This is a genomic window from Paenibacillus sp. NEAU-GSW1 (genome assembly GCF_009737085.1).
Lineage (GTDB): Bacteria > Bacillota > Bacilli > Paenibacillales > Paenibacillaceae > Pristimantibacillus.
Genome location: NZ_WOVL01000002.1, coordinates 123,845 through 149,815, shown reverse-complemented (window position 1 = coordinate 149,815; position 25,971 = coordinate 123,845). Strand labels below are relative to the sequence as shown.

28 protein-coding genes are annotated in these 25,971 nt (G+C 50.6%); 19 read left to right on the top strand and 9 right to left on the bottom strand.

Features of this window, described 5'->3' with window-relative positions; translation table 11 throughout:
• Positions 1 to 17: 17 nt before the first annotated feature.
• Both GOM71_RS01815 and GOM71_RS01810 read right to left on the bottom strand, forming a co-directional pair.
• Positions 18 to 509, bottom strand: a complete 492-nt coding sequence (locus tag GOM71_RS01815; RefSeq protein ID WP_156277876.1) for a hypothetical protein — start codon at positions 507 to 509, stop codon at positions 18 to 20.
• 12 nt (positions 510 to 521) lie between these two features.
• A complete protein-coding gene (locus GOM71_RS01810) occupies positions 522 to 2,024 on the bottom strand; it encodes a hypothetical protein (protein WP_216651689.1) in 1,503 nt (500 codons plus the stop codon).
• Between the two features lie 41 nt (positions 2,025 to 2,065).
• Between GOM71_RS01810 and GOM71_RS24645 the strand changes: the two genes are divergently transcribed.
• On the top strand, positions 2,066 to 2,200 hold the full coding sequence (locus tag GOM71_RS24645; protein WP_301539594.1) for a hypothetical protein: 135 nt from the start codon (positions 2,066 to 2,068) through the stop codon (positions 2,198 to 2,200).
• A gap of 106 nt (positions 2,201 to 2,306) precedes the next feature.
• On the opposite strand, the gene GOM71_RS01805 is transcribed toward GOM71_RS24645, so the two are convergent.
• A complete protein-coding gene (locus tag GOM71_RS01805) occupies positions 2,307 to 2,690 on the bottom strand; it encodes a PH domain-containing protein (RefSeq protein WP_173275063.1) in 384 nt (127 codons plus the stop codon).
• Positions 2,691 to 2,983: 293 nt separating this feature from the next.
• On the opposite strand from GOM71_RS01805, the gene GOM71_RS01800 reads away from it, so the two are divergent.
• The 3 genes from GOM71_RS01800 to GOM71_RS01790 all read left to right on the top strand — a co-directional run bounded on the left by GOM71_RS01800 (position 2,984) and on the right by GOM71_RS01790 (position 5,737).
• Positions 2,984 to 4,111 carry an amidohydrolase family protein gene (locus GOM71_RS01800; RefSeq protein WP_156277866.1) on the top strand — a complete coding sequence of 376 codons (1,128 nt, stop codon included), beginning with the start codon at positions 2,984 to 2,986 and terminating at the stop codon, positions 4,109 to 4,111.
• Positions 4,108 to 5,127, top strand: a complete 1,020-nt coding sequence (locus GOM71_RS01795; protein WP_367649425.1) for a LacI family DNA-binding transcriptional regulator — start codon at positions 4,108 to 4,110, stop codon at positions 5,125 to 5,127. The genes GOM71_RS01800 and GOM71_RS01795 overlap by 4 nt, the downstream gene beginning before the upstream one ends.
• Before the next feature lie 82 nt (positions 5,128 to 5,209).
• Complete coding sequence (locus GOM71_RS01790; RefSeq protein WP_156277864.1) at positions 5,210 to 5,737, top strand: DinB family protein; 528 nt, start codon at positions 5,210 to 5,212, stop codon at positions 5,735 to 5,737.
• A gap of 7 nt (positions 5,738 to 5,744) precedes the next feature.
• On the opposite strand, the gene GOM71_RS01785 is transcribed toward GOM71_RS01790, so the two are convergent.
• The gene (locus GOM71_RS01785) at positions 5,745 to 6,110 is read right to left on the bottom strand and encodes a winged helix-turn-helix transcriptional regulator (RefSeq protein ID WP_253944634.1); all 366 of its coding nucleotides are present in this window, start codon (positions 6,108 to 6,110) and stop codon (positions 5,745 to 5,747) included.
• A gap of 124 nt (positions 6,111 to 6,234) precedes the next feature.
• Here GOM71_RS01785 and GOM71_RS01780 point away from each other — a divergent pair, with 124 nt between their 5' ends.
• The 5 genes from GOM71_RS01780 to GOM71_RS01760 all read left to right on the top strand — a co-directional run bounded on the left by GOM71_RS01780 (position 6,235) and on the right by GOM71_RS01760 (position 9,845).
• Entirely contained in the window at positions 6,235 to 6,897 is a 663-nt protein-coding gene (locus GOM71_RS01780; protein ID WP_156277862.1) for an NAD(P)H-dependent oxidoreductase, read from the top strand.
• Between the two features lie 120 nt (positions 6,898 to 7,017).
• Positions 7,018 to 7,671 (top strand): YfbR-like 5'-deoxynucleotidase, encoded by a 654-nt coding sequence (locus tag GOM71_RS01775; protein WP_156277860.1) that lies wholly within the window; start codon positions 7,018 to 7,020, stop codon positions 7,669 to 7,671.
• 128 nt (positions 7,672 to 7,799) lie between these two features.
• Positions 7,800 to 8,261, top strand: coding sequence for a DinB family protein (locus tag GOM71_RS01770; protein WP_156277858.1), 462 nt, complete (start codon positions 7,800 to 7,802; stop codon positions 8,259 to 8,261).
• Positions 8,262 to 8,330: 69 nt separating this feature from the next.
• A complete protein-coding gene (locus tag GOM71_RS01765; RefSeq protein WP_173275060.1) occupies positions 8,331 to 8,909 on the top strand; it encodes a TetR/AcrR family transcriptional regulator in 579 nt (192 codons plus the stop codon).
• A gap of 87 nt (positions 8,910 to 8,996) precedes the next feature.
• Complete coding sequence (locus tag GOM71_RS01760) at positions 8,997 to 9,845, top strand: SDR family NAD(P)-dependent oxidoreductase (RefSeq protein ID WP_156277854.1); 849 nt, start codon at positions 8,997 to 8,999, stop codon at positions 9,843 to 9,845.
• 9 nt (positions 9,846 to 9,854) lie between these two features.
• Here the strand turns inward: GOM71_RS01760 and GOM71_RS01755 are convergent, their stop codons facing one another.
• Positions 9,855 to 10,730: a LysR family transcriptional regulator gene (locus tag GOM71_RS01755; protein ID WP_156277852.1), complete on the bottom strand. Its 876-nt coding sequence runs from the start codon at positions 10,728 to 10,730 to the stop codon at positions 9,855 to 9,857.
• Between the two features lie 112 nt (positions 10,731 to 10,842).
• Here GOM71_RS01755 and GOM71_RS01750 point away from each other — a divergent pair, with 112 nt between their 5' ends.
• The 4 genes from GOM71_RS01750 to GOM71_RS01735 all read left to right on the top strand — a co-directional run bounded on the left by GOM71_RS01750 (position 10,843) and on the right by GOM71_RS01735 (position 15,500).
• Positions 10,843 to 11,352 carry a GNAT family N-acetyltransferase gene (locus tag GOM71_RS01750; protein ID WP_156277850.1) on the top strand — a complete coding sequence of 170 codons (510 nt, stop codon included), beginning with the start codon at positions 10,843 to 10,845 and terminating at the stop codon, positions 11,350 to 11,352.
• Positions 11,353 to 11,435: 83 nt separating this feature from the next.
• Positions 11,436 to 12,212, top strand: coding sequence for an RNA ligase family protein (locus GOM71_RS01745; protein ID WP_156278086.1), 777 nt, complete (start codon positions 11,436 to 11,438; stop codon positions 12,210 to 12,212).
• A 14-nt stretch (positions 12,213 to 12,226) separates the two neighbouring features.
• A complete protein-coding gene (locus tag GOM71_RS01740; RefSeq protein ID WP_253944633.1) occupies positions 12,227 to 13,243 on the top strand; it encodes an NAD(P)-dependent alcohol dehydrogenase in 1,017 nt (338 codons plus the stop codon).
• 94 nt (positions 13,244 to 13,337) lie between these two features.
• The gene (locus tag GOM71_RS01735; RefSeq protein WP_156277848.1) at positions 13,338 to 15,500 is read left to right on the top strand and encodes a DUF7507 domain-containing protein; all 2,163 of its coding nucleotides are present in this window, start codon (positions 13,338 to 13,340) and stop codon (positions 15,498 to 15,500) included.
• 252 nt (positions 15,501 to 15,752) lie between these two features.
• On the opposite strand, the gene GOM71_RS01730 is transcribed toward GOM71_RS01735, so the two are convergent.
• The 3 genes from GOM71_RS01730 to GOM71_RS01720 form a co-directional block, all read right to left on the bottom strand.
• Positions 15,753 to 17,873, bottom strand: coding sequence for a methyl-accepting chemotaxis protein (locus GOM71_RS01730; protein ID WP_156277846.1), 2,121 nt, complete (start codon positions 17,871 to 17,873; stop codon positions 15,753 to 15,755).
• A gap of 127 nt (positions 17,874 to 18,000) precedes the next feature.
• Positions 18,001 to 18,690 carry an AIM24 family protein gene (locus GOM71_RS01725; RefSeq protein ID WP_156277844.1) on the bottom strand — a complete coding sequence of 230 codons (690 nt, stop codon included), beginning with the start codon at positions 18,688 to 18,690 and terminating at the stop codon, positions 18,001 to 18,003.
• Complete coding sequence (locus tag GOM71_RS01720; RefSeq protein ID WP_156277842.1) at positions 18,687 to 19,148, bottom strand: hypothetical protein; 462 nt, start codon at positions 19,146 to 19,148, stop codon at positions 18,687 to 18,689. Before GOM71_RS01720 ends, GOM71_RS01725 begins: the two co-directional genes overlap by 4 nt.
• A 126-nt stretch (positions 19,149 to 19,274) precedes the next feature.
• On the opposite strand from GOM71_RS01720, the gene GOM71_RS01715 reads away from it, so the two are divergent.
• From GOM71_RS01715 to GOM71_RS01700, 4 genes are all read left to right on the top strand, one after another.
• Positions 19,275 to 19,574, top strand: a complete 300-nt coding sequence (locus GOM71_RS01715) for a hypothetical protein (protein ID WP_156277840.1) — start codon at positions 19,275 to 19,277, stop codon at positions 19,572 to 19,574.
• A gap of 136 nt (positions 19,575 to 19,710) precedes the next feature.
• Positions 19,711 to 20,679, top strand: a complete 969-nt coding sequence (locus GOM71_RS01710; RefSeq protein ID WP_156277838.1) for an iron-hydroxamate ABC transporter substrate-binding protein — start codon at positions 19,711 to 19,713, stop codon at positions 20,677 to 20,679.
• Positions 20,680 to 20,907: 228 nt separating this feature from the next.
• Positions 20,908 to 21,921: a FecCD family ABC transporter permease gene (locus GOM71_RS01705; RefSeq protein ID WP_483311017.1), complete on the top strand. Its 1,014-nt coding sequence runs from the start codon at positions 20,908 to 20,910 to the stop codon at positions 21,919 to 21,921.
• Positions 21,918 to 22,925 carry a FecCD family ABC transporter permease gene (locus tag GOM71_RS01700; protein WP_156277833.1) on the top strand — a complete coding sequence of 336 codons (1,008 nt, stop codon included), beginning with the start codon at positions 21,918 to 21,920 and terminating at the stop codon, positions 22,923 to 22,925. The genes GOM71_RS01705 and GOM71_RS01700 overlap by 4 nt, the downstream gene beginning before the upstream one ends.
• Positions 22,926 to 23,007: 82 nt before the next feature.
• Here GOM71_RS01700 and GOM71_RS01695 read toward each other — a convergent pair whose 3' ends face one another.
• Entirely contained in the window at positions 23,008 to 23,649 is a 642-nt protein-coding gene (locus tag GOM71_RS01695; RefSeq protein WP_156277831.1) for a LysE family translocator, read from the bottom strand.
• 150 nt (positions 23,650 to 23,799) lie between these two features.
• On the opposite strand from GOM71_RS01695, the gene pdxR reads away from it, so the two are divergent.
• Both pdxR and GOM71_RS01685 read left to right on the top strand, forming a co-directional pair.
• The gene (gene pdxR, locus GOM71_RS01690) at positions 23,800 to 25,242 is read left to right on the top strand and encodes a MocR-like pyridoxine biosynthesis transcription factor PdxR (RefSeq protein ID WP_253944646.1); all 1,443 of its coding nucleotides are present in this window, start codon (positions 23,800 to 23,802) and stop codon (positions 25,240 to 25,242) included.
• A gap of 118 nt (positions 25,243 to 25,360) precedes the next feature.
• Positions 25,361 to 25,774 carry a VOC family protein gene (locus GOM71_RS01685; protein WP_156277823.1) on the top strand — a complete coding sequence of 138 codons (414 nt, stop codon included), beginning with the start codon at positions 25,361 to 25,363 and terminating at the stop codon, positions 25,772 to 25,774.
• The last annotated feature ends 197 nt before the right edge of the window (positions 25,775 to 25,971 follow it).

Sequence of the window (25,971 nt, the reverse complement as noted above, 5' to 3'; positions counted from 1 at the left end):
AGCCTGGCTTTATTGTTTTACGCCTCAGCTGTAAGCTGATCCATGAATTGATGGAATTGATGCAGCACAAGACCGTTCGTCCGGTCCAGATGCAGCAAGCCCTGGTCATTCTCCAGCCAGCCGCTTCTCAGCATTGCGTTATGCTTGAAATAAAGCGCACCGCCTGGCTCGGTTACGCCGAAGGTGCCGAGAGGAAGCGTAAGGTTAAGACTCGCGCACGTATGGAGCAGCGCTTCGTATTGGGCAGGCGCCGTTTTATCCCTTAGCACCGCGAACGTCTGAAGCAGATAAACGCCTTCCTCTTCAAATTCATCCAAACCCGGAACGAAGCTCATTTCGAGAAGCAGCGAGTCGTTGCTTGCACCGATTTCTTCGAACCCGATTAAGAGCGAAGCATAAGGGGCAGCTTCATCCGGCTCGGCGAGCTTCACCGCAATCTGATGGCTCTCGTAATAAGCGAGCAGCCTTGTCAGCACGGAGTAAGCGAATGTAGATGATGAGTCTGTCATGGCAATGCTCCTTTAGGTATGCAGTTTTTTGGCGATCAAGTCTTTGCCCGGCTTTTGCTTCGCCTTGTCGATCTTCAAGCCGATGCCTTCGATAATTTGACGGCTTTCCGGATCATCGCCCTTAACGCCGCTGTCGAACAGCATGCCGGCAAGGTCCGTGACCAGCTGCGCGTAGCATTGGCCGACGCTGTTGAAGCCATGCTTCTCGAGCAGAGACTGCCGGATTTTGCTCTTTTCGATCCCTTTGTTCTCAGGCAGCGCCGCCGATTCATCAACCTTAAGCGCCTTGTCGACGAATGCTTCTTTCCGCTTATACTTCTTGTAGAACTTCACGATTGCTGCAACGCCGCCAAGAATAGCGGCGAGCGCAATAAGAATCGGCCCCGCCGGGGAAGCGGCTGCGGCAATGAGCATTGCTCCGCCTGCAACCATCATCGCGCCTTTGACCGCCGTCATGCCGCTCTTGGATTTGTTCATCTCTTGCGTCGATTTGCCCAGACTGGCGGCAAGCATTTGCTGATCGGCGAGAGCGTCGCCTTTACGCGCGGCAAGCTGCTCTTCGACTTTGCCGAGCTTCTTGGCGTTGCGGCCGCCCTCGATATAACCGGCAGCGCCTCCGACCATATAAGCAGCGCCGCCAACGATTGCGCCTGCCCCTGCCGCGACCGTAGCCGCGCCGTTAAGCGCCATGCCGGACACTTCCCGAACGCCGTTGACCGAACCGGCGGAAAATCTCGCAAGGTCGGCTGCGCCGCTCATGCCTTCGCCAGCGACAAGCTGCGCTTTGCCGGCTGCGCTGAGCGCGCCGTCATAGTTCTGGGTAGCGTTATAAATTTGCGATACCGATGCGATGCCGCTAAGACCGCCGGCTATCGGCGCTGCGGTCAAAGCCGTTCCGGTAGCGCCGGTGGCTCCCAGCGTCTTGCTGATTGTCGCGGAGCCGGAAACGCCGCCCGCTGCGCCGGATGTGCCGATCGCCGTGTAGCTGGCGTAATCGCGGTCCTGATCGGCGTTGTAGTTGGTCGTATCCATTTTCTTCGCGTCCCGGACGATTACGGAGAACTTGTCCCAATCGACGGACTTGGTAAAGATGCCGGTCATCATCGATTTCTTTACGGCGCTGATCGTAATGGTCCGGGCATTGTTCGCCATTGAGCGGATCGCACTCATTTTTTGCTCAGGCTCGAGGGCGTCGAAGAAGCCGAATAAATCGGATTTTTTGGAGGCCTGCGCTTGCTCCTTCAGCCAGCTGTATACGTCTGCATAGCCGCCCTTGCCCTTTAAGTCCGAAGGAGTCTTGATTACGGGAATTTCGGCTGGGCTAGATGGCTGAGACGATGCTGCTCCCGCGCTTGAAGGTCCCGCAGGAGATGTTCGCGGAGCTCCGGTCGTTGATTGAAACATATTGCCTGGACGCATCGGCTGCATCTGGACAGGGGGCTTCGAGCCTGAAGCAGATCCGCCCCGGCTGCCAAGCATTTGATTAACCGCCTGGTTGCCTACAGCCCTTTGCAATTGAACGATCCCGGCAGGCGACATGTTTCCCTTTCTGAGGTTTGAAGCAGCTAGTCCCGGCGACAAAGCAGGCGCGCTGGACACGCGCTGAGCCGGGGCGGGAGAAGCGGAAGATTTGGGCTGCTGTGAATGATTGGCTGATTCAGGCATCGGTATCCCCTTCTGCTTATAGGTAATTACATTCCGTACGAAATAGGCAAAAATATCGTACCATATTCCTGATTCTTTGGCACCATACTTTGGCAAGCTTCGCTATGCTGATCCAGGTGTCATTCCAGCCGATTAAGCGTACATATCGGCTAATTTAGTCAAATTCGCCTTGTGATTGGACAGCCCGATACAAATATTGTTGGGATTGAACTTAATAATAGTTCCATCCGATAGATTCAATGTAATTTTTGTTTTGAAAAATCCCTTTTTGAGGCTCAGGCCGGATACTTCACTTATCGGAAGTTCGACCACGTTTAATGTTGGATTGCCCGTAACAGGGTCTAGCGGGATCAAAATTAATCTTAGGTTTGAAAAGCATACAATAAAGTGCTTGTTCAAGAAGGGAGCAAACGATCCATATAAAAGATATTTCGTTACGGATGCAAACGACATGGTGTAAAAGTAATACTGATAGGTTTCTTCCGGAAATTTAATGCCGGCAAATAATTGATCCAATTTCGAATTGCTCACCATGCGAATCATCCTTTTGTATTCATATTTTTATAGGTCATTCACAGTATAACGCAGAATGCAAAAAACGACATCAATATCCTTTTTTACTAATATTTTGACAGCGAATGCTATGAACCCGTTTACATTTTATAGTCATTTATCATATACTAGATTCAATTTAGGGAACGTTCCCGAAAACAGGCGAAATGATTAAATTGAAGTGCCAATATGATTTATGGTTCATTTCGTCCAATTTAGGGAACGTTCCCGAAAAACAGAGAGAGGAAGAAACAGCAATGAAACTGAAAACCGTAAGAATAACGCTGCTGGCATTAGGCTGTATCGTTGTCATCGGCGCTGCCCTGCTGATCAGCAGCGGCAATTGGCCTTTTAAGGGGGCTGGAAACCCTGAAATAAATGCCGTAAATGAGGTGGCTGAACGCGTAGAAAAGCTGAAGCAGGCGGAAGCTACCCCGACGCTGGAACAGCTGGCCGACGCATTTGAGCCTTTGGGATTAATCGATGTACATAATCACGATGCTTCCGCTTCGCGTTATTCCAATATGATGAGCGTATGGGAAAAGAACAACGTCGACAAGGTCGTTCTCTTCGGCGACGTATCCGAGCCGAGCGCGATCGACTCGGATGCGGCTTCTTGGTCCGCTTATCAACTCTCGCCGGATCAGTTCCTCCCGTTCTTCTCGGGCTTTGATCTGCATGACGAAGGCAGTCTGGATGTTATCCGCGACAATCTGGAGAAGGGCTACTTCGGCCTCGGCGAGATTGCCGCTGCTTCGTCCTTTTCGCCGATCGTATCGAAAGTGGCTTGGAAGGCAAATGATCCGATGGATGGGTTCCTGCCGCAAATTTATGACCTTATTGCAACTTACAAAGCGCCGATACTCGTTCATATCGATCCGCCGAATGGAGATCCAATCGTTAAGCTGGAAGAGGCGCTTGCCGCTCATCCGAACACAACTTTTATTTTCGGGCATATGAACGTTTACAACTCGCCGGAGGAGCTGGATCGTCTGCTTGGGAAGTATCCGAATTTGTACGCAGACTTCTTTGCCGGATTCGCTGTCTATAGCGCCGAGAGCGGACGCAATCCTGAGCCTTTTATCTCCATTATGAAAAAGTATCCGGATCGATTCATGCTCGGCACCGACTCCGGCTATGGCATCGGCAGCGAGCTGCAAGCGATTGATGCCATGTATCGGATCTTGTACCTGCTGGATGATCCTGCTCTCGCCAAGAAGATTGCGCATGACAATATGATGGCTCTTATTGAAGCCCAGCCGGCTACGAAGACGCAATTGGAAGCTATTCAGAAACTGGCGTCCGAGAACGGCAAATCTTATAATAGTGAAGAACTGACAAAGCTGGAGGCTGGCAAAATATTAGCAGAAGCTAGGAAAGGGTGATACCACTGGATGCTACGATACAAGACATCGCAGATAAGGTAGGATTGTCGACAAGCACGGTGTCTCGGGCACTCAATGGAAGCTATGGCGTCCACCCTCGCACGATCGCTAAAGTTCAACAAGCCGCGATGGAGCTCGGTTACGTGCCGAATCTTGGCGCGAAGCAGCTGGTCACCCGCAAAAGCAATCTGATCGGGCTGTTCATGCCCGAGCTTGAAAAGGAATTCGTACGCGAGTACGACGTGCTGTTCGCGTCGCTTCGCAAAGCGCTTCGACTGGTCGGCAAGGATATGCTCATTTTCTCCGTGCCGGTTTATGACTATAAGCCTAACAGTCTGTCTCAATGGGTTCGTATGCGCAATCTTGAGGGCTGCATATTTATGCAGCCTTTCGGAAAGGAGCACCCGCTCATGAAGGAGGCGCTGCAGCTGAAGGTGCCTGCTGTCTCCATGGGGGAGAGCGTGGGCATCCATTGCTCGCTGGTGAGATCGGACGGCTGCGAGGGCGGAAGGCTTATCGGGCGATATTTGATTAGCCAAGGGCACAGGAAGATCGGCTATGTGAACGGGCCGGTTGAGCTGCCGATCTCCCAGGAACGGTACAGCGGTTTCTGCGACGCGCTTCGGGAGGCAGGGATCACACATGATGCGAATCTTCTTGCAGCCGGTGATTTCAGCGGCGCAAGCGGAGTGGATGCAGTTCAATTGCTGCTGGAGCGTGAACCGGAACTGACTGCCATTTGCTGCGCGAACGACCTGATGGCAATGGGGGTGCTGCAAGAATTGCACCGCATCGGCATTGCAGTGCCTGGCCGCATATCGGTGACAGGCTATGACGGCGCGTTCTATACCGCGTATACAAGCCCGCCGCTTACAACGATCCGCCACCGTGCCGGTCAAATCGGACTTCTGGCGGCTGAGCTGCTTATCGAGCTGCTTCATGGCGGGACGGCCCGTACGGTGCTTATGGCGCCTGAGCTGGTCGTTCGCAACTCCGTTGCTGCGTTGAATAGCTAGCAAGAAAGGCCGGGAGCCTCCTCATAGGGGAAGCTTCCGGTCTTTTAGGATAAGTCAGTTAACTTGAGGGAGACGATCGAGGATGCTTTTTGACTTGCAAGGGGAACGCAATATGTCGCCTATTGTTGGGATGTTATTTGCCGCTGTGAAAGGGAATAACGAGCGTCTGCAATCCATTACGGAGGGCATGCCGCAAGAAGAAGTCGATTACAAAGGGCCGGATAATAAGTTTAATAGCGCCGCTCAATTAATAAGACATGTGATGTATGTGGATCTGAACTGGGTTTATCGCATAAAGGGGGAGCCGCTTCCTGCATCTTTAAAGGAGAAGTACGGCCCCATGATTGACGAAAACAATAGGCTTCCTATGGTCAAAGGAATACCGCTCGAGACACTGGTCTCCAGCTATAAGGACGTAATCGAAACGTTGAATGATGTATGCTCGCAATTAACGGACGCGGATTTGGAGCGGATTGTCACCTTCGGGCATGAAAATGAAAAGCAAGCAACGATACGCTGGGGCCTGTGGCATATGGCGGATCATAGCCGTTACCACCAAGCTCACCTTAATCAGTTGAGAAAATGGTATAAAGCAAAAAGTTCGCGTTAGGCGAAGCTCACAGATTTTCCGATCGGATCGTTTGTTCGTCGCGGTTCAAGTCGCCCCATTGCTTCATCGCTTCAATAATCGGCGCGAGCGTCCGGCCCTTGTCGGTGAGCGAATACTCGACTTTCGGCGGAACCTGAGGGTAAACCTCGCGATGAATGATGCCGTCATCTTCCAGCTCGCGGAGCTGGTGAGTGAGCATTCGCTGCGTAACCGCCGGGCAAAGCCTCCGGAATTCATTAAACCGCATGATCGGATTTTTTAACAGATGGTACAGAATGACGCCTTTCCACTTTCCTCCGATCACGCCAAGCGTAAATTCTACTGGACAGCCGTGCTCGCTAGGTCCCATGCCAAAGTTTCTCTGATTCGCCAAAGCGCTTGCCTCCTTATAGTATACAAATAGATACTACGTGAAAAAATTGTGCGTACTGCTCAAATTTTTGTATACCCATTATAATCGAATTGCACCGACTTCGTATCGAAAGGAGAGCAAGAAAATGAATAAATCAGAAATTTTGGAGGCCTACTCGTTCAGACATGCTTGCAAGCGATTTGATCCGGCGAAGGAGGTATCCCGCGAGGATATTGAATTTATATTGGAAACGGGGAGATTGTCCCCGAGCTCATTTGGCTTAGAACCGTGGAAGTTTGTCGTCTTGCAAAACAAGGAAATCCGGGAAAAGCTGCTGCCCGTCAGCTGGGGCGCGCAAGGACAGCTGCCAACAGCCAGCTATTTCGTTATCGCGCTGGCTCGCAAGCCGGCCGAGATGACGGCGAATTCGGACTATATTCAATCGTTATGGAAAGATACTCGCAAGCTTCCTCCGGAAGTTCTGGAGAAGCTTACGGCTAATTATCATCGCTTCTTGGAGTCCGATTTCGAGCTGCTCGGCAACGAGCGCGCCATGTTCGAATGGGCCAGCCGTCAAGTCTATATTGCGCTGGGAAATATGATGACGTCCGCCGCGCTGATCGGCATCGATTCTTGCCCGATCGAAGGGTTCGATAAAAACAAAGCGGAGGCGATTCTTCGGGAAGAGGGCGTATTGAAGGGCGATTCGTTCGGTATTGCCTGCATGGTCGCATTTGGCTATCGCGAATCCGAGCCGCGCGCCAAAACGCGCAGGGCAGCGGATGACGTGATTGAATGGGTTCATTAATTGGTCCAGGCGCATTTTACGTAATCAGGGATTGAAGTTAATGTGAAATTGACATCTCTTCGTTATACTGAGGGCGTTGCCGAACTTGGCAATAGACCACGAGGACGAAAGAGGGCGCGCATGGGGATACACTATTATTTTCGCTCATTAAACGATTTGGAACGGATCATACGCTGCCCCGGCAAATTCAAATTCGAACAGCACAGCGTTGCGGCGCATTCCTGGAAAGTGGTGCAGTACGCCAAAACGCTTGCCGATATCGAAGAGCGCAACGGTGTCGCCATTGACTGGAAGAAGCTGTATGAAATTACGAGCAGCCATGATTACGGTGAAATTTTTATCGGCGATATTAAAACTCCCGTCAAGCATGCTTCTCCGGAGCTTCGCCTGCTGATCCAGCAAGTGGAGGAAGGAATGGTTTATCAGTTTGTCGAGGAGCATATTCCCGAGGCATTTAAAGATACGTTCCACCGCCAGCTGAGAGAGGGAAAGGACAACACGGTCGAAGGCTTGATCCTGGAGGTTGCGGATAAAATGGATCAGGTATACGAGGCGTTCGCGGAGCTGCAGCGCGGCAATTCGGAGAAAGAGTTCATCGTGATGTATCGGAATGCGCTCACGAAAATCAGCAGCATTCCGCTGTACTGCGTTGACTATTTCATGAATGACATTTTGCCGGATATGGTAAACGACGAAGTGCTCTCCCCGATTGATATTAAAAAAATTACCGAAGAAGCGCTGGCTATCGGAAAAAGCCGCTCTCTAAAGTCGTAACGGACGAGGAGAGCGGTTTTTTTATGTATAAGGCTTATTCGTGGCTGAGCGGAATCTCTTTATCAAAGGTATCGGATTGGATAATATTGGTTTAATATAGAGGGTAGTACATATCGGGAGGGAAAACGATGCAAACGATAAAACGGATGATCGATCATCAGGTATGGGCGAACAGACAGCTATTAACCGCTGTGCGGGAAAGCGGTGGGGATAATCCGGGGGCGCTGCGGCTATTTCGCCACCTCGCCATTGCCGAGCAAGTGTGGATGACTAGGTTGAACGGGAAGAGCAGCGCGCATCTGCAGATCTGGACCGATAATGCAGAGCTTGCATCGATTGAAGAGCTTCTTGCCGAAAATGAACGAAGCTATTTGGCCTATGTCGAGGCAATAACGGAGGAGAGGCTGGACGATAATGTTACGTATGCGAATCAAAGCGGTACGCTGTTTCATACTTCGATCCGGGATATTCTGACGCACGTCGCCCTGCACGGCCAATATCACCGCGGACAAATCAACCGGGCGTTGCGGGAAGCGTCAGGCGAGCCGGCAGCGCTGGATTTTATTCTTTTTTCGAGATTGTCCGAGTAGATAAGGAAAATACCATTCTTGAACGATCGTTCCAAGTATGTTAATCTGATGCCAAGGAGGGATAGGAGCATGGTACGCGCTAAGGCATTTGATCCCGCCGCGGCATTAGATAAAGCGCTGCGCGTGTTTTGGAAACACGGCTATGAGAAGACATCAGTCAGTGATCTCATTGAAGCGTTAGGAATTAACCGAGGCAGCCTGTATGATACGTTCGGCGATAAACGGTCATTGTTTCTCGCCTGTTTATCCCGATATTCAGATGTATATATATCCCGGGTTATCGAGACGCTATCGCAGCCGACTCCCGTATATTCTACTTTGGAGCGACTGTTTCATAACGTAAAGGATCTCGTGCATGAGGATCGAGCCAACTGGGGCTGTCTGATGGTGAATACGGCGAATGAGATGGGCATTCATGATGCAATCGTTAATGAAGCGGTGACGATAAACTTTGTGCGGCTGGAGCAAGCCTTCGCTGGATTTCTGGAGGCGGGCAAGGCGCGGGGGGAAGTTCGGCCAGAGACGGATACGGCGGCCTCGGCAAAATATTTGGTCAGTTCGTTCGCGGGCATCGCGACTCTTGCGAAAACGAATCTGCCTGCTTCTTTTGTGAAGGATGCGGTAGCCGTTATGTTGAAAGGGATTTGAGAGTTTCGCCTGTCGTTAGTTGAAGACAGGCTGCTCTTTTGTCTATATTGGAATGATCGTTCAAATATGAGAGGAGAATGATGAAACATGAATGAAGCGCGAGGTTTACGCCGTCCTTTGGCGGTCATTACGGCGTCCTATTCAGGAATCGGTGCGGAATTGAGCAAGCGGCTGGCCCAAGCGGGCTATGATTTGGTTTTGATCAATCGGGATCAGGATCGAACGAACAAGCAGCTTCGAGAACTGGAAGCTTTGGCGCCTTCGATTTCTGTTATCGGGGTTGCGGCGGATTTATCGGATCATCAAGCCATGCGTTTTGCCGCATCGCAAATTGCTGAAAGGCACTCGCAAGTAGACGTACTCATTCATAATGCAGGCGCTCTGACCGATCGTCTGGTGCTCTCTTCTCAAGGCAATGATGTCCATTATGAAGTAAACACGGTTGCACCGTTCTTGTTGACCGAGATGCTGAGAACGCAGTTGGCCGCTTCTGAAGGCGCGGTTGTCGTGGCTGTCGGCTCCAGCGCGATGAAGATGGCGCGCCGATTGGATTTGACGGGACTGCGCAAACCCGTGCGGTTTAAGAAGTTCGCGCCGTATGCCCAGTCCAAGCTTGCGACAGCAGCCGCATTCCGCGCGCTTGCTGCCGACTACGCGAATGATGGGATTTCACTGCGCGTTGTCGATCCGGGACCCGCCAAAACGTCGATGTCCAACAGTCCGGCGCTGCCGGGATGGTTTCGACTGTTCCGGCGTTTCTTCGCGCTTCCCGAAGCAGGAGCAGCACGCATTTACGAAGCCGCCACAGCTCCTCGTTTCGCCGGCAAATCCGGAATCTATATCGAACGAGGCAAAATTGCCAGGCTGCCGGCCTCCGCATCAGACCCCGAGACGCAGAAAAGGCTGCTAGCACTGCTGCGTGAGACTACGATGTAGACCAATCATCTAATTAGACGCATATGGTGAATTGAGCGATAGCCCAAGCAGGTCTAGCCCAAGCTTCACGCTGTCATGCTCACATTTTTCGGTTAAATAGCTTGCGTACAGTCTGACGGTCGGGGGGCGCACGTCGTAGTGAAGCTCAAAAAGCTTCCGCTCATCCAGAAAAGGCTGTGCGACAGAACGGGGCAAAAAGCCAAAGACAGATCCTTGCAGCAACATGGTGAGCATAATTGTGGAGTGATCCGTTTGCAGCGCTGGAATATAGCCGGGGCCGACGATTTTGGCAAACCATTCGGGAAAGGGTGCGCCCCACTCGATATGACAATAGTTTTGCGAGAAAAAATCGCTTCGGCTTACCGGCTCCCGTTCTTTGGCGGATACAAGCAAAATATCATCTTCAAATAAGAGCGCTTTGGAAACTTTAGGATGATCCGGCGGCTCATGCCGAATTGCGACATGAACGGCGCCGTCGAGCAGCAGATCGCGGATCATATACCCTGAATCGATATCACTAAGAAACTTGATCGCCACTTCCGGATGGTCTCGCCTGAACGAAAGAATATGGTTCAAATATTGATAGTGCCATACGGCCCCCGGTCCGCTCAGCACGACATACCTTTCAAACTGCTCCGATAAGGTCAGCTTGCTTTCATCAAATAGACGGAGCATCCGCTCAGCGTATGGAAGAAAAGCGATGCCTGCCTGTGTCAGGCTTACATTGCGGTTATCGCGTGCAAACAGCGTTTTGCCGATCGAGTTTTCCAAGGCTTTGATTCTCGCGGTTACAGCGGATTGGGAAATGTGCAAATGCTCGGACGCCTTAGTGAAATTCAAAGTATGGCATACGGCCAAAAAAGCTTCAAGCTGAGAAAAATCCATCCTGCACCTCAATGATTTGAAATATTGATTATTCTAATATGAAAGATTCGTTATACAAATTATACTTTTGTATTTATGATCTTTCTATACATGAATAAAGGTGAGGGATAACATGAACACTGATATGACAATTACAAAAGAAGATGCGATTGGCGCTTATAGGGACGAACTTTCAGAGCTTCTGGTTGAAGTCGTTAATGACGGCGCGTCGATCGGTTTTTTACCGCCGTTATGCCAAGCGGACGCTGCTGAATATTGGTCAAGTGCAATCGGGCCGGATGTTCTTTTGTTTAATGCGAGGCTGGACGGACGGATCGTCGGAACCGTGCAAGTACATTTAAGCACGAAACAAAACGGCAGCCATCGAGCAGAAATCGCCAAGCTGATGACTCATCCTGGGTATCGGCGCAGAGGGATTGGCCGAGCGCTCATGGAGCGGGCAGAGGAAAGCGCGAAGCAGGCGGGAAGGTCTTTGTTAGTTCTGGATACGAGGGACGGGGATCCGTCGAACGGCTTGTATACGTCCATAGGTTATATTCCGGCTGGAAGCGTGCCTTACTATGCGCAATCAGCGAACGGAGAGCTTCATGCTACTAATTTTTATTACAAGGTGATTGATTAAGTTTTCGGTTGCAAAAATTTCCTATATACTGTAAGGGATATCCACTACGGGAATAGGCGGGGATGCTGTTGCTGGTAGAATTAATGGATCTTAAAAAATTGAACTCGTTGACGAAGTATCCAAGCATTCTTACTTATCATAAGCTAGGCGAACGAGGAAGATTAACGGAAGAACTGACTGATGAGAGAGGGCTTCTAAACGGCTCGGATAAGCTGTATGTTTATGAGAAAGTGAACGGAGAAAATGCGCGAATTATTTTGTTTAAAAATCAATATGATGAGATGGATTACTTAATTGGTTCCCGAGAGGAATTGCTTTATGCAAAGGGAGATCGCATTGGCAACCCTTATGGAAATATCGCTGAATTTTTAAAGCCGATTGCGGAAAAGTTTATCGAAAATCATACCCCTCAAGATGATTGGGCGTTAACCGTTATTTATCAAGAATCTTATGGCGGAAAAACGAAGGCCGCTAAAAACTATACAGAGGATAAGACGCAATCGTACAAAGTTTTTGACGTGTTTTCCTTATCGAGAGGTGAATTGGATAGCCTGCTCAGTTTGCCACACGAAAAGATCGCGGAATGGCGGGAGCATGGCAATCAGCCGTTTTATAACGAAGAGGAGAAAACGACGTTTATTCAAACAAACAACCTTGAGTACGCTCCGCTTGTTGCCGAGTTGAACGGCGCCCAGCTGCCTCGTCTAATTGAAGAAACATTTAACTTTTTAAAAGGCTTTGAACAGACGAAAGTCGGCATTAATGCAACAGGTAAATCAGAAGGAATCATTGTTCGTTCAGTAGACCGAAAACAAATCAGGAAGATTCGATTTGAGGATTACGAAAGAACACTCCGATAAAGGAGACTGAGACGATGAGCACTGAGACCGTGCAAACTGCAGGACGTACGATGAAGGCGCTTGTTTATGAGAAATACGGGACGCCTGACGTTCTTCGTATTGAGGATGCGAATATTCCCGTGCCGAAGGAACATGAAGTGCTCATTGCGGTTCATGCCGCATCGGTGAACTCGTGGGACTGGGATCTTCTGCGCGGAAAACCGTACCTAACGAGGCTTGGGGCATTCCGTAAACCCCGTTATCGTATTCTGGGCGCGGACGTTGCGGGGCGGGTTGCAGCTGTGGGAAGCGCCGTTCGGCGGTTCCAGCCGGGGGATGAGGTATTCGGAGATCTGTCCGGCTGCGGCTGGGGCGGGTTTGCCGAGTATGTATGCGCGAGCGAAGAGGCTCTGACGCTGAAGCCTGACGGATTAAGCTTTGAGCAAACAGCTGCTATTCCACAAGCTGCCGTTCTTGCTTTGCAGGGGCTGCGCGATCAAGGAAAGCTGCAGAAGGGCCAGCGGATGTTGATCAATGGAGCGGGCGGCGGAGTGGGCACGTTCGCGATTCAATATGCCAAATGGCTGGGCGCGGAAGTGACCGCAGTGGACCAAGCGGGGAAGCTGGAATTGCTGCGCACCGTCGGCGCGGATCAAGCCATCGATTATCGTAAAGAAGACTTCACTGCAAGCGGACCGCAATACGACCTCATTCTCGATGTCGTCGGTACACGCTCGGTTTTCGAAATCAAGCGTGCGCTCAAGTCCGGCGGAACGTATGTGATGGTCGGAGGCACTATGCCGCGGCTCCTGCAGGCGCTGCTCTCGTCCCCGTTTATCGCATGGCTTGAAAGGAAAAATGTGAAAATTCTTGTCCATAAGCCGAACCACAACGATCAGCTGGCTTGGAAGGAGCTTGCCGAAGCGGGTCAAGTCATGCCTGTCATTGATAAGAGCTATTCATTAGACGATGCGGTCCAGGCGCTTCGCTATTTTGGCGAAGGGCAGTTTAAAGGGAAAGTTGTCGTACGCATGGAGCCGCAGGCACGTTAACGTTTGTTGCAGCCGTTATTTTTTTGATGTCACCAGTACACGCCTATAAACATACTGTGATGCATAATAAAATAACGAAATGGGGCAGTAAGACATGCCATTTATTGTTCGCTTCAGCGGAAATGACACAGGGGCCGTTACATTTACCGGGAATACGCTGGGACTTAGCCGCTCGTCGACGGACGGCGTGCCTGGGACCCGCGATTATATCGGAGCGTTCACTACGATAGATACATCCATGCAGTTTGGAAGCTACCCGGCGGGTACGACCTCCGATTATAACCTCAACAGCGCTAGCGCCGTTTTGCGTATGCCTGCCGAAAGCGAGGTTATCTATGCGGAGCTTGTGTGGGCAGGAACGTATGCCGTAACCGGCGGAACGAACAATTACTTCGCTTTTATTGATAAATCGGTCACATTAACAACACCTGCAGGGATCACTTACAACATCGCTCCCGATCCATCTACCGCGCAAATCTCCCATCGCAACGCGACAGACAATTACTTTCGTTCCGCGAACGTAACGTCTCAAATTCAAACCGGCGGCGCCGGCGTCTATACCGTCGGAAGCGTGGTCGGCAATATTGATTTAGGCAACAGCACGGCAAACAGCTGCGGATGGACATTATGCGTCATCTTTCGAGACCCTGATATGCCATTCCGCAATTTAAGCCTTAATGTTGGCATCGTCGAAATCGCTTTTGGCAGCGATCCGTCCGTCACGACAACGTTGTCCGGCTTTGTCACTCCGGTTGAAGGCGCCGTCCACGGCCGTATGGCGCTTTGCGCGCAGGACGGGGATGCCAATAAAGTGGGGGACCAAGTGCTGTTTGGCCCGGATGCGGCGAACTTGACGCTTCTGTCGGGACCAAACAACTTCTCGAACAATTTTTTTGCCTCCCAAATTAATGATGACAGCGGCAATCTGGATACGTCGGGCACTTTCGGGGAGCGGAATCAGATTAATGGGGAGCCCGGCACCCAAATCGTAGGCGGCAGACAGAGCTGGGATATTACGAATGTAGACGTTTCGGCTTCGCTGCTGAACAATCAGACATCCGCCGAATTTCAGCTCCGTACAACGAATGACGGTTATTCGGTTATCGCGGTAGGCATTTTTATCGATATAAATTCACCCCGTGTTACGGTTGGCAAAGAGGTTGACGCTGACATTGCCGAACTTGGGCAAGTGCTCACCTATACGGTCGTCATCAGCAATACGGGAACGGTATCTGCGGAAACGGTATTTCTGCTCGACATCCTGCCGAACGATACGGTATTTCTGCCTGGAAGCATTACGGTAGATGGCGAACCGACGCCGGGTGATCCGGTTGCCGGCATCAGCCTGGGTACTTTGGCGCCCGATGATACGATCATCGTGACTTATCAGGCGATAGTCGTATCGTTTCCGGAGGATGGGCTGATCCGAAATGAAGCGCTCGTACATTTCGAGTACCAGAGCGTAGCCGGAGGGGAAATCAATACAGGCGAAATTCCGTCCAACGAAGTGATTACGGCCATTACACCGCCGGTTCCAAGAGTGGAAATCGATAAAACGGTGAATCGGACGACTGCAGCCCCAGGTGATACGGTAGTGTATACGATTCGAGTTGCCAATACAGGGCTTGTTACCGTTACAGGTATTGAAGTTTCCGATCCGCTGCTAGGCTTCGTCGAGACGATTGCCGTGCTGGAGCCGGGACAGACGGTTGTAATTACACGCTCGTTCACAATACCGCTCGACGCGGCTAACGGTTCGGTTATTTCTAACGTCGCGACCGTTGTTTCCGTTGAAGCGCCGGAAGAGAGCGATTCTTCGGAGGTCATTGTCGTTGTTCCGCCAGTTATTCCGCCCGTTGTTCCGCCGCCTGTGACGGTTGGCAAATCGGCTTCGCTCAACGAGGCGGCAGTCGGAGAAACGATTACGTATACCATCGTTATCGTGAACAGAGGAACTGTGCCGATTATCGATTTGCGGCTATCCGACGTGTTGCAGCAGCCGCTGGTCTTTGTGCCGGGAAGTGTAAAGGTGAACGGGCGATCGCAGCCTGGCGCGCGGCCGGAGCAGATTTTGCTCGGTACGATTGGGCCCGGCGAGGAAATCACAGTTTCATTCTCTGCTCGCCCGGCTAGCCTTAACGAAGGAGAGAAAGTAACGAACCAAGCTGTCGCATCGTTCCGGGTGGAAGTGAACGGACCGGTCTTTCAGGTGGAGTCTAATCCGGTGGAAGTGGAGTTGACGGAAGACGAGGAGTAAAGCTGTTACAGCGCCATTCAAGCTGGAATAACGGAACTTACTTCCGTTATTTCAGCCAAATGTGCTGCATGATGCGAAATAGCGGAAGTTATTTCCGCTATATTTCGATTCGGCCAGAGGACGCCGGTTGCGAGGCTGCATCTGAATTGTTACTTATCAATCGAGCAGCGCGCATAAAAAAGCCTGACAAGATCACGCTTGTCAGGCTTTGCCGAACAGCCAGCCTCTCAGGCGGATGTTCCGGCCAACTCTTTACTTCTTGCGCAAAATGAACTTGCCAAGCTCGTCTTGCAGCTGCTGCGCGCTGGAACTGAGCATCTCGGAGGAGGAGCTGACCTCCTCCATCGAAGACAGCTGCTCTTCAGCGGCAGCGGCCATCGTTCTTGTCTCATCCGCAGCTTGCTTCGAAATCTTAACCATTTCGGAGTAGGCCGCCGTCACTTGCTCGGTGCTCGCCGATGCTTGCTCGGCAGCAGCGGAAACCTCTTGAATTTGTTCGGCGACTAGCTTCATAGCGTTTAGAACTGAGCCTAATGTTTGAACCGCCGCTTGGTTCGTCTCCAGCCCTTGCTCGGTTACGAGCGTCGTTTCCTTCATTGAGCCGACGACCTCGTCCACAACATTGCGGATGTCCTCGATGAGCGCAGCGATCGACTTGGTCGAGCTCGTCGTTTGCTCCGCAAGCTTGCCGACTTCTTTTGCCACCACCATAAATCCGCGGCCTTGTTCTCCGGCTTTTGCCGCTTCGATATTGGCATTCAATGAAAGAATGTGGGTTTGCGACGAGATGCTCATAATGACAGAGAGGATCGTCTGGATTTCATTCGAATGCTCATTCAGCTTCAACACAAGCTCATTGGATTGCTGAACGGCTTCCTGGATCCGATTCATTTGGCTGTTTGACAGTTGAAGCTTTTCCTCGCCTAGCTTTGCATCGTTAGAAGCGTCCGAAGCAGCATCCGAAACATCCGAAGCAGCATCCGCGATTTTCGTAATAACTGTTGCCATCTCATTCATGGTTATCGCGTTTTCTTCCAATGTCCGCTGCTGCATGTCCGCGCCCTCGGAAATGGTGTTTACCGAATGCGCAATTTGCTCCATCACGGTTGTCGATTCCTCAGAGACCGCCGACAATTGTTGCGACGAAGCGGCTACTTGCTCGGAAATCTCCTGGTTGCGGCGAAGCAGAGCGTTCAACGCATCAGCCATCTCATTAAAGGAGGAGCCGACGTGACGCAGCTCATCTTTCGTTTGCAGGTTCAAACGATCCGACAAATCGCCTGCCGCAAACCGTGCCGCTCCCGTCTGCAGAACTTGAATCGTCGATCTGACATTGCGATAAAATGCGAGATAGAATAATAGAACCAACAGCAGGATGATGCCGATGACGGTCATCATTTGACTCCGTTCAGAAGAAACCGCAGCCTTCCGTTCATCGAGCAGCCGGTCTAATTCGGCGGTTACACCGTTAAAGAGCTGAGTTGAAATCTCGATCGTCTTCGTGCCTTCCGCGAAATATTGGGATGCGTCGGCAGAGAGAGAAGGAGTGTTGAGAATCGTATTCTCCAGCGTATTTAAATAGAGTTTGATCGAGTCAACGTTCTGCTGACCGAGACTTTCCAATGGCTTCACTAGAGAAGCATTGGTTTCGCTAACGGTTGCCAATGATCTCTCAAGTCCCCGCAATGATTCCTCGATCCGGTTCTTTTCCACGGTTAATTCGATTTTCTCATCCGGAGTCATGAACTGTTTGATCAAAATCCCGTTTCCTTGCCCCCGGGCCTTCCCGCTTAGCTCGACGATCAATGGAAGACGGTTTACCATGATGTCCATTAAATAAAAGGAATCGATCTCCGGGTCCAGAGACAGGCCGGATTGATCCGCCGCATTAGTTGCAAGATTCAACACGTTTTGAATGAGGGCGGAATGCTGATCAAAGCTTTCTTTGACCTTCAAGCTTTTTGTCGATGCTTGCAGATCATTCCAATCTTTCACGATTTGGGACCATAATTCGTCATTATTCAGCGTGCCGGAAGCCGCTGCATTGGCTTTTTTAATTTGCTCGATATCGGCAGCAATCTTTTGTTCGGTTTCCGAGAGCTTTGCTTCCGAGGCTGAATTGCCGTTCAGCAATCCGTTCGCATGGCCGCGATGCTCCTGAATATGTATGATTAACGGCATGAGGGAGTGAATGTATGCAACGCCGACTTGTTCTTCTTCCGCAATCGTAATTTCTTCTTGCAGCTCCGAGAGCCAGATGCTCAACAGCATTGCCAGGGGAATTAAGAAAAGCACCGAAAGCAGCAAAAACTTTTGCGCGTATTTGAGCCGAGAAATAATGGCTGTAAACGGCTTTAATACTAATGTCATCATGTCTATTTTCCACCTTATAACAAAATGAAATAAAGGCTGAACATTTTTATGTGAGCCTTTATTACATATACTACTTTAAAATTGTTGAATTGCATATAAAAAGTTTAAATAATTAAACTTATGTCGGCTATTTAATGTAAACACTTCCAAATGGCAACACTTCGCGAAGCAAACGCTTGATGAAGCCTCCGTTTTGCAATTGAGCTTCCAGCACGGCGTCATGCGAGCCGGTTTGAATAAGTACGGGACCGCTGCCTGTAATCTCCCATTGAACGTTCATATGCTGGCTGGCCAGTTTATTGCCGTATACAGACAGCCGTATCGACGCCGTACCCGGATAGGCGACAAGCGCTCCGGCCTCTACAAACAATGGCCTGTCCGGGTGCAGCGGAATGGCTTTAATGTCTCCGGCTGTTATTAGGCCAAGCGTCCCCGGTCCGGAAAAGCGCATGCGCACAAACTCCTTCGTAATCCAGGCGTTTTTCAGCTTTTGAATGACGGATTTCAGCTTCATGCCGTCCGAGAAAAAAATAACATGGCGAAAATCGAATAACAGATCGCTGTGTTCGTCGATCTCCATCGTTTCCAGCGAGCAGCCTGGAGGCAGTCCAATGACGAGCTCGGACGGACCGTGAAACAAGGAGCGAATCATTTTTCGCTTGCGGTACATGCCGGCAAGATCCATGACGCGATCCTCGCGGTTTTGCGGCATGCCTTGAAAGGCGATGACCGATTTCGGATGCAGCACATGCAGCTTGTCCGTTTCTTCAAGCGTTACCTGCACATGGCCGAGCCGGGCTGGGGCGGTAATGTTCATCCGCTAATCCCTCTTTCTCCTAATCTTCTATGCCTGCGCCATGACGCATACCGCCAAACGCGGACAGCTATTACATACAAGAGAATCAATGCAGTCACAACGGACACGGACAAGGTAAGCTTGTCCAGAAGCGATGATTTATCCTTGCGCATCTGTTCGAGCTCTGCCTGCAGTGAAGCGTTCTGCTCAATAAGCTGATTGTTTTGCGCCAGCAGTTCTTCCTGTTTGAGGGCAAGCTGTTCGGCAGCTTGCTGCGAGGTTTCCAGCTGCTTCTGCAGCTGCTCGCTCTTCTCTATATATTGCTGCTCAATCTGATCGATTTTTTTCGGCGCATTGTAGATGTCCTGAACCCGGTCAAAGAAGCCGGCATGGGCGGAATTCGCTGGTAATGCGAAAATAACGAGAAAAATGGCTATCATCGCGGTTATTTGAGCTGCAATACGCATTTGCATTTGCATCTAGCAGCCTCCTCTCTTCATACGACAAAAAACGCTAGTTTTGTATATATTACTGCAAATAATTGAAAAGGTTGCAACCCGGCAACTCGATTTCGAAGGAAATGTTCGGACAACGGAGATCCATACTTGCTTGTCGTTGACCAGTACTTTGGCAAATCGGCAGCTGTCGAGAATAGTTATCTTCATATTTATAATGGGGCACCGCTAGATGACACGGATGCCGATATCATGAAACAAATCGCACTTAAGCGCGAAGGCGTTACGATTACAGGTAAGAATACAGTCGAGGCGTTCCGAGACGGAGAAAAGTCTTCCATAACTTTCTATAAGATCGACGATGGCAAACAAATCGAATGGTTATCCGGCGATTCTGCCCAGTTCATAACGACTTATTTGGATGCATATAACTTTTTAGTTCATTATTAGTTGAAACAGAGCGAATGGTATAGCAGCCATCGCTCTGTTTTTTTCATGCTGTTGACAACTTCATTGAAAATGGTTATCATCATAAACGTGATTATGATAATCAATATCAATTAACAAATAAAGGGGTTACTTCAATATGAGTAAAAAACTGCTTCTCCCATTAATCGTTGTATTATCCATAGTACTTAGCGCTTGCGGAGCCAATAAAGCGAATAATGGTTCGAGTGCTGCTGAGAATGCTAGTCCGAGCGCCAGCCCAGCTGCGAGTGAGCCAGCGGCTTCCGAGCCGGCAGCTGCTGGCACGATTACGTATCAATCTGAGCTTGGTCCGATTGAAGTGCCGGCTAACCCGCAGCGTATCGTCGCTCTTTCGAGTGCGCCGAACGTGATTTCCCTGGGCGGAACGGTTGTCGGTGTAGACGAATGGACTGAAAAAAGTCCTCACTTTAAAGATAAACTGAGCGGCGTGGCCGTCGTATCGGAAGACAAACTGGAAGATATCATTGCGCTCGAGCCGGATTTGATTATTGCTGGTTCGTACAACAAAAACCTCGATAAAATGAAAGAAATCGCTCCTACCGTTGTTTATACATGGGGCAAACTGGATTACTTGGCGCAACAGCTCGAAATTGGCAAATTGCTGAACAAAGAGCAAGAAGCGCAAGCTTGGATCGACGATTTCAAGAAGCGCGCTGCTGAGGCAGGCGCGGAAATTAAAGCGAAAATCGGCGAAGATGCAACGATATCGGTTCTTGAAACCGATTCGAAAAGCTTCTACGTATTCGGCAACAACTGGGCGCGGGGAACAGAGATTCTGTATCAAGCCATGGGTCTGAACATGCCTGAGAAAGTTAAAGCTGACGCTCTTGGACCTGGCTACTATCAGCTTTCCAATGAAGTTGTTGCCGATTATGCCGGCGATTATATTGTATTGAGCAGAAGCGGAACAGGCGACAATTCCTTTATGGAGACAGATGCTTGGAAAAACATCCCTGCAGTGAAAAACAACCATGTCATCGAGATCGATACGGAAGCTTCGACTTACAGCGACCCAACGACGCTCGAATACTTGCTCAACATCTTCAAGGAAGGTTTCTTGAAATAATCGTTCGTTACTTGCGAACTGATGAAGAAGACCGAGATGCCTCTAGCAAATGAGAGGCAGTCTCGGTCTTCTTCGCGCCCTTTATTGACACTGAAGCTGAGTGACTTTGAAGATGCTGAGTGACTTTAAGCTCCGCTTAAAGGTCCTGATGTCCTGTTCAAAGATCCTGATGCAGCTAATGAGTGACTTTGAACTCCGTTCAAAGATCCTGATGTAAGGAGGAATGGAATGATGAGCGGTAGTCGGAAGCCCATATCTTTTGCCCTTAAAATTGTAATCAGCTTTGCGGCGCTTGCAGCCGCATTCGGTCTCGCTATGTTTCTCGGCGCTAAGGACGTAACGCTGCATGAGCTTTGGCTCATCTTAACCAATCAAGGCGCAGATAACGATAAAGTCGCGATGCTGCGCGAAACCCGTTATCCTCGCGAAGTAGGCGCAGCGCTTGTCGGCGCCGCTCTTGGAGTAGCCGGAGCGATTATGCAAGGATTGACGCGGAATCCGCTTGCCGACCCTGGACTGCTCGGGTTAACGGCAGGAGCAAATGCAGCGCTTGCCGCAGCTGTTGCCTTGTTCTCTGAGTTGAACTATTTCGGTATTATGACAGTCTGCTTCGTCGGAGCTGCGTTTGGGATGTTTCTTGTTATCGGTATTAGCGCGGTAAAAAAGGGCGGCTTGTCTCCGTTTCGAATCGTTTTAGCCGGCTCGGCAATATCCGCTTTTCTGTACGCTCTTGCCAGCGGCATCGGCCTTTATTTCAAAACGTCGAAAGATGTGACGATGTGGACGGCAGCCGGCTTGGTCGGCACAACTTGGGGGCAAATACAAGCGGTTAGCCCCGTTATTCTCGCGGCGCTGCTCGTTACGATTTTATTTTCCAAATCGCTGACGATTCTTAGCTTGAATGAAGAAGCCGCAGTCGGCTTAGGACTTCGAACGGTTTATGTAAAAACAGTTTTGTACATTGTCATTGTATTGCTTGCCGGTGCGGCCGTTGCGCTGGTCGGCAACATGGCGTTCATCGGCCTAATGATTCCACATATGGTGAGAGCCATGTTCGGAACCGATTATCGCGCCGTTATTCCAATGTCGGCGATTTGGGGAGCGGCGTTTATGCTGCTCGCCGATACTTTAGGGCGGACGCTTAATGCGCCGTTTGAAACGCCGGTCGTAGCGATTATCGCGATCCTTGGCCTGCCATTCTTCTTGTTCGTTGTGCGTAAAGGGGTGAAGGCGATATCATGATCAGGTTCTCCTATACTCGAATGCTAATGCTTGTCTGCGTAATCCTATTGCTGCTTCTGGCAGCGACGATCGTAATCGGGTTCAGCATTGGCACCGGAGGGCTTTCGTTGAACCGTCTCATTCAGACCCTAATGGGGAACGGCAGCATGAAGGAAGAACTCATTCTGTTCTCCATCCGAATGCCGCGCGTAGTCGTGACGCTGCTTGCCGGCATGGCCTTGGCATTGTCCGGCGCTATTTTGCAGGGGATTACGCGCAATGACCTGGCTGACCCCGGCATCATCGGTATTAACGCGGGAGCGGGCGCAGCGATTGCTGTCTTTTTTCTGTATGCTCCGCTGGATCCGAAAAATTTTGCATTTATGCTCCCTGTTATGGCATTCGCAGGCGCAGTCGCGACGGTTGCTTTCATTTATTTGTTCTCCTATTCCAGAGGAAAAGGATTGCAGCCGGTTAAACTTGTGCTCGTCGGTGTCGGCTTTGCGCTCGCGTTAAACGGCCTGATGGTCGTCCTTATCTCTTCTGCTGATTACAAAAAGGTTGATTTTATCGCGCAGTGGCTGGCAGGCAACATATGGGGAGCCGATTGGCCGTACGTATGGGCGCTGCTGCCTTGGCTCGTTATTCTGCTTCCTTTCGCGCTGTATAAATCGAAAGTTCTCAACTTGCTGGCTTTGGACGAATCGGTTGCGACCGGGGCAGGCGTCTCGATCAACCGGGAACGGCTGCTGCTGCTCGGTGCGGCTGTTGCGCTTGCCGCTGCTGCGGTATCGGTTACCGGCGGCATTGCATTTATCGGCCTAATGGCTCCGCATATCGCCAAAGCGATTGTCGGCCGCCGCCACCAATACATCATCCCTGTTGCCGTACTGATGGGCGGATGGCTGCTCGTGTTTGCGGATACCGTCGGCCGCCATCTCGTCGATCCGGCCGGGGTTCCGGCGGGTATTATGGTCGCGCTTATCGGCGGACCTTACTTCCTATACCTTCTGCTCAAGAAGTAGCAAAAACTTAAATTTATGGAAGCTGGGAAGCTGCCTGTGAGGGCCGCTTCCCGAAGCGCCGGGGTAATCCCCGGCGTTTTCATTAGAACAGGTCGTGCAGACCGTTCATGAATACTTTGACCGCAAAGTAGAAGAAGAGCACTGCCGACGCATAAGAAAGCCATTTGACGATCGCTTGGCTCATCATTTTGCCCGACCACGCGCTAATGAGCGCAACCCCGAACGACCACACAAGCCCCGCAGTGAAAAATCCGATAATAAAATAAATAAGGGAATAGTTATCGGTAATCTTCATTCCTCCAATAATAGGGCCTGCCACTAGAGCGAACCACGCGATTACTGTCGGCGAGGAAACCGCCAGTCCGGCGCCCGTCAAAAAATCAGCCAGCGGAGATTTCGCGGCAACGGTCTCGCTGCCGGTATCGAAACTTTTCGACCGGAACGCTTCTCGCAGCATTTTGAACGTTAAATAAGTAAGGAAAGCCGACCCCGCGATCCACAATGCCCATTTGACAATGACAATGTCCAATATGACGCTTACCCCGATCAATGCCAGGGTCAAATAGAACAGATCGCCGAAGCAGGAGCCGAACCCCATCAAGAACGACGGCTTAAAGCCGCGCTGCATTCCGGTCCGCATCAGAGCTACATTGACCATACCTAAATCGAAACAGAGCGATAACGAAAATAAAAAGCCTTGTAAAAATAAATGTACAGCTTCCATTCTACTAATCCTCCTATGTCATGGTTCCAACAATCCGATTGTAAGAGAAGAGTGGCGCGTTGAGACCAACCAATTGGTTTGCAATTTAGCAGTCCAATTTATGACAAGTAATGGTATAATCGCTGCAAAAAGAGAAATTTGGTGAAGCCAATGCATGTTTTGCTGGACCCCGCATTGAAAAAGCCGATCTTTCAACAGATTGCAGATCATATCGAAAATCAGATCGTAAGCGGCGAGCTTGCGGCAGGCTCGAAGCTGCCTACGGAGCGGTTTCTGGCTTCGTCACTCCGCGTGCACCGCACTACGGTAACGAAAGCCTACGACGAGCTCCGGGCGAACGGCTTTATTGTTTCGAAACAAGGCAGCGGCAACTATGTGCGCGGCGATCTGTGGGAAATGCCCGGCAGCTCAAGTTGGCGGCAATATATTCAATCGGGCGCGCTGCGGCCGACACTGCCGATGATGCAGCAACTGCGGGATTTTTCTCAAGATCCCCATTATATTAATTTTGCGGACGGAGAGCTTGCCGAGGAGCTGCTCCCCAACACAATGCTGAGTGAACTGCTGAGGCAGTACCCGCTGAACCGATGGCTGGGCTATTCCAATCATCTGGGCGAGCTCTATTTGCGGCAAACATTGTCCAAGCATCTGCAAGATGAGTACGGAATTAAAGCGGCCCCGGATCAGATTCTCGTTACCTCGGGCTCCCAGCAGTCCTTGCATCTCATTACGCAAAGCTTGCTCTCCTACGGAGACTGCGTCGGAATCGAGGGGCCGTCTTATTTCTATGCGCAGCCGCTCTTTCAGAGCGCAGGCATCCGATTAATTCGGCTGCCGTCTGACGAGGAGGGGATATTGCCGGAAGCAGTTTCTGATCTGCATAAACGGTACAGGCTTAAAATGCTGATTTTGACGCCGACGTACCACAATCCCACAGGAACCGTGCTGCCTTTATCCCGCAGGCTGCGTTTGCTCGAGCTAAGCCGGGCGCTCAACATTCCGATTGTGGAGGATGATGTATACGGCCCCATCCGGTTAGATGGCGCGCCTCCGCCTCCCCCGCTTAACGTATTAAGCAGTGCAGACAATGTGACGCTCTACCTTGGCAGTTTGTCCAAAACGGCTGCCTCCGGCATTCGCCTGGGCTGGATCGTCGGAGCAGTTCCCGTTATTGAACGGCTGGCAGATGTGAAACAGCAGGTCGATTTCGGCGCGAGCACGCTGCTGCAGCAAATTGCAGACGTCTTTTTCACATCGGGCGCTTGGGGCGAGCATTTGTCCCGCATTCGAAGCGAGGTCACACGCAATCGGGATACGATGGCAGAGGCTCTCCGCACCTATTGCGGCGATGATCTGGAGTGGAATCTTCCGCAAGGCGGCTTCCACTTCTGGTGCAAAGTGAAAGGGGAGGTCCGCGACTCGGAGCTGTTCGAACAAGCGATCAGGCAGCAGGTCATCTATGTGCCGGGAAGTTTGTACGGGGCGGAGCAAGGCCATATTCGGTTGTCCTACTCCCGTGTCAATCGCGATGAGATCGTTGAGGGAATCCGCAGACTTGGCGAAACGCTGCGCAAGCTCGCGAAAAATAGTTGACGACTGGATGATAGATTTGTTTGGTTTAAGTTGAGGGCTATTACTTGGAAAAATGGATATATTAGTTTGTTAGCGAGATCAATCAAATTCAAAATTATGTACCGCGATGGGGGTCTTTATGGATAAGCCGTGGTCGAAGCAAATGCCTGCTACTCAATTTCGTGTTGCGAGGCCAACGCATCAACTGAGGAAAATAGTCGATTTCTATTCAACCGGACTTGGTCTGGAAATTGTAGGGTCATTCGAAAATCATGACGGTTACGATGGCATTATGCTGGGTCTGCCTAGCGTAAGCTATCATTTGGAGTTTACACAGCATGAGGATGCCACGCCGATCTTACCGCCGTCTGACGACAATCTGCTCGTATTTTATATTCCGGATTTGGAAGCCAGAAATGCAATTGTGTCTCGGCTGAGCGCAATGGGATATCCGGAAGTCGAGCCGGAAAACCCTTATTGGAAGCAGAATGGGGTAACGATTTGCGATCCGGATGGATGGCGGATTGTATTGCAGAACACAAGCGGAATTTAATAGGGTTCTATGACGGTGTGGCGGCAATGGCGGTTAGGTGTGCAAACCTGCAAAAGTACATCTATTACATGCCAGTTCCTCTCTACGGAAGCTTATTCCTGCAAAAGTACAGTTATCGCAGCTCAAATCGGGCTGTTTAGCGTTTTCCACGAGAAAAGCCTGCACATTTGCAGGCTTTTTGTTATTTTTATAGAGTT

Bases quoted from the DNA above. Each gene is read 5' to 3' on its own strand.
- GOM71_RS01760 (WP_156277854.1), top strand. From the start codon at position 8,997: ATGAATGAAGCGCGAGGTTTACGCCGTCCTTTGGCGGTCATTACGGCG.
- GOM71_RS01780 (WP_156277862.1), top strand. From the start codon at position 6,235: ATGAATAAATCAGAAATTTTGGAGGCCTACTCGTTCAGACATGCTTGC.
- GOM71_RS01765 (WP_173275060.1), top strand. From the start codon at position 8,331: ATGGTACGCGCTAAGGCATTTGATCCCGCCGCGGCATTAGATAAAGCG.
- GOM71_RS01685 (WP_156277823.1), top strand. From the start codon at position 25,361: ATGGATAAGCCGTGGTCGAAGCAAATGCCTGCTACTCAATTTCGTGTT.
- GOM71_RS01740 (WP_253944633.1), top strand. From the start codon at position 12,227: ATGAGCACTGAGACCGTGCAAACTGCAGGACGTACGATGAAGGCGCTT.
- GOM71_RS01730 (WP_156277846.1), bottom strand. From the start codon at position 17,873: ATGATGACATTAGTATTAAAGCCGTTTACAGCCATTATTTCTCGGCTC.
- GOM71_RS01695 (WP_156277831.1), bottom strand. From the start codon at position 23,649: ATGGAAGCTGTACATTTATTTTTACAAGGCTTTTTATTTTCGTTATCG.
- GOM71_RS01770 (WP_156277858.1), top strand. From the start codon at position 7,800: ATGCAAACGATAAAACGGATGATCGATCATCAGGTATGGGCGAACAGA.
- GOM71_RS01735 (WP_156277848.1), top strand. From the start codon at position 13,338: ATGCCATTTATTGTTCGCTTCAGCGGAAATGACACAGGGGCCGTTACA.
- GOM71_RS01720 (WP_156277842.1), bottom strand. From the start codon at position 19,148: ATGCAAATGCAAATGCGTATTGCAGCTCAAATAACCGCGATGATAGCC.
- GOM71_RS01800 (WP_156277866.1), top strand. From the start codon at position 2,984: ATGAAACTGAAAACCGTAAGAATAACGCTGCTGGCATTAGGCTGTATC.
- GOM71_RS01750 (WP_156277850.1), top strand. From the start codon at position 10,843: ATGAACACTGATATGACAATTACAAAAGAAGATGCGATTGGCGCTTAT.
- GOM71_RS01725 (WP_156277844.1), bottom strand. From the start codon at position 18,690: ATGAACATTACCGCCCCAGCCCGGCTCGGCCATGTGCAGGTAACGCTT.
- GOM71_RS01755 (WP_156277852.1), bottom strand. From the start codon at position 10,730: ATGGATTTTTCTCAGCTTGAAGCTTTTTTGGCCGTATGCCATACTTTG.
- GOM71_RS01710 (WP_156277838.1), top strand. From the start codon at position 19,711: ATGAGTAAAAAACTGCTTCTCCCATTAATCGTTGTATTATCCATAGTA.
- GOM71_RS01815 (WP_156277876.1), bottom strand. From the start codon at position 509: ATGACAGACTCATCATCTACATTCGCTTACTCCGTGCTGACAAGGCTG.
- GOM71_RS01775 (WP_156277860.1), top strand. From the start codon at position 7,018: ATGGGGATACACTATTATTTTCGCTCATTAAACGATTTGGAACGGATC.
- GOM71_RS01745 (WP_156278086.1), top strand. From the start codon at position 11,436: ATGGATCTTAAAAAATTGAACTCGTTGACGAAGTATCCAAGCATTCTT.
- pdxR (WP_253944646.1), top strand. From the start codon at position 23,800: ATGCATGTTTTGCTGGACCCCGCATTGAAAAAGCCGATCTTTCAACAG.
- GOM71_RS01790 (WP_156277864.1), top strand. From the start codon at position 5,210: ATGCTTTTTGACTTGCAAGGGGAACGCAATATGTCGCCTATTGTTGGG.
- GOM71_RS01700 (WP_156277833.1), top strand. From the start codon at position 21,918: ATGATCAGGTTCTCCTATACTCGAATGCTAATGCTTGTCTGCGTAATC.
- GOM71_RS01705 (WP_483311017.1), top strand. From the start codon at position 20,908: ATGATGAGCGGTAGTCGGAAGCCCATATCTTTTGCCCTTAAAATTGTA.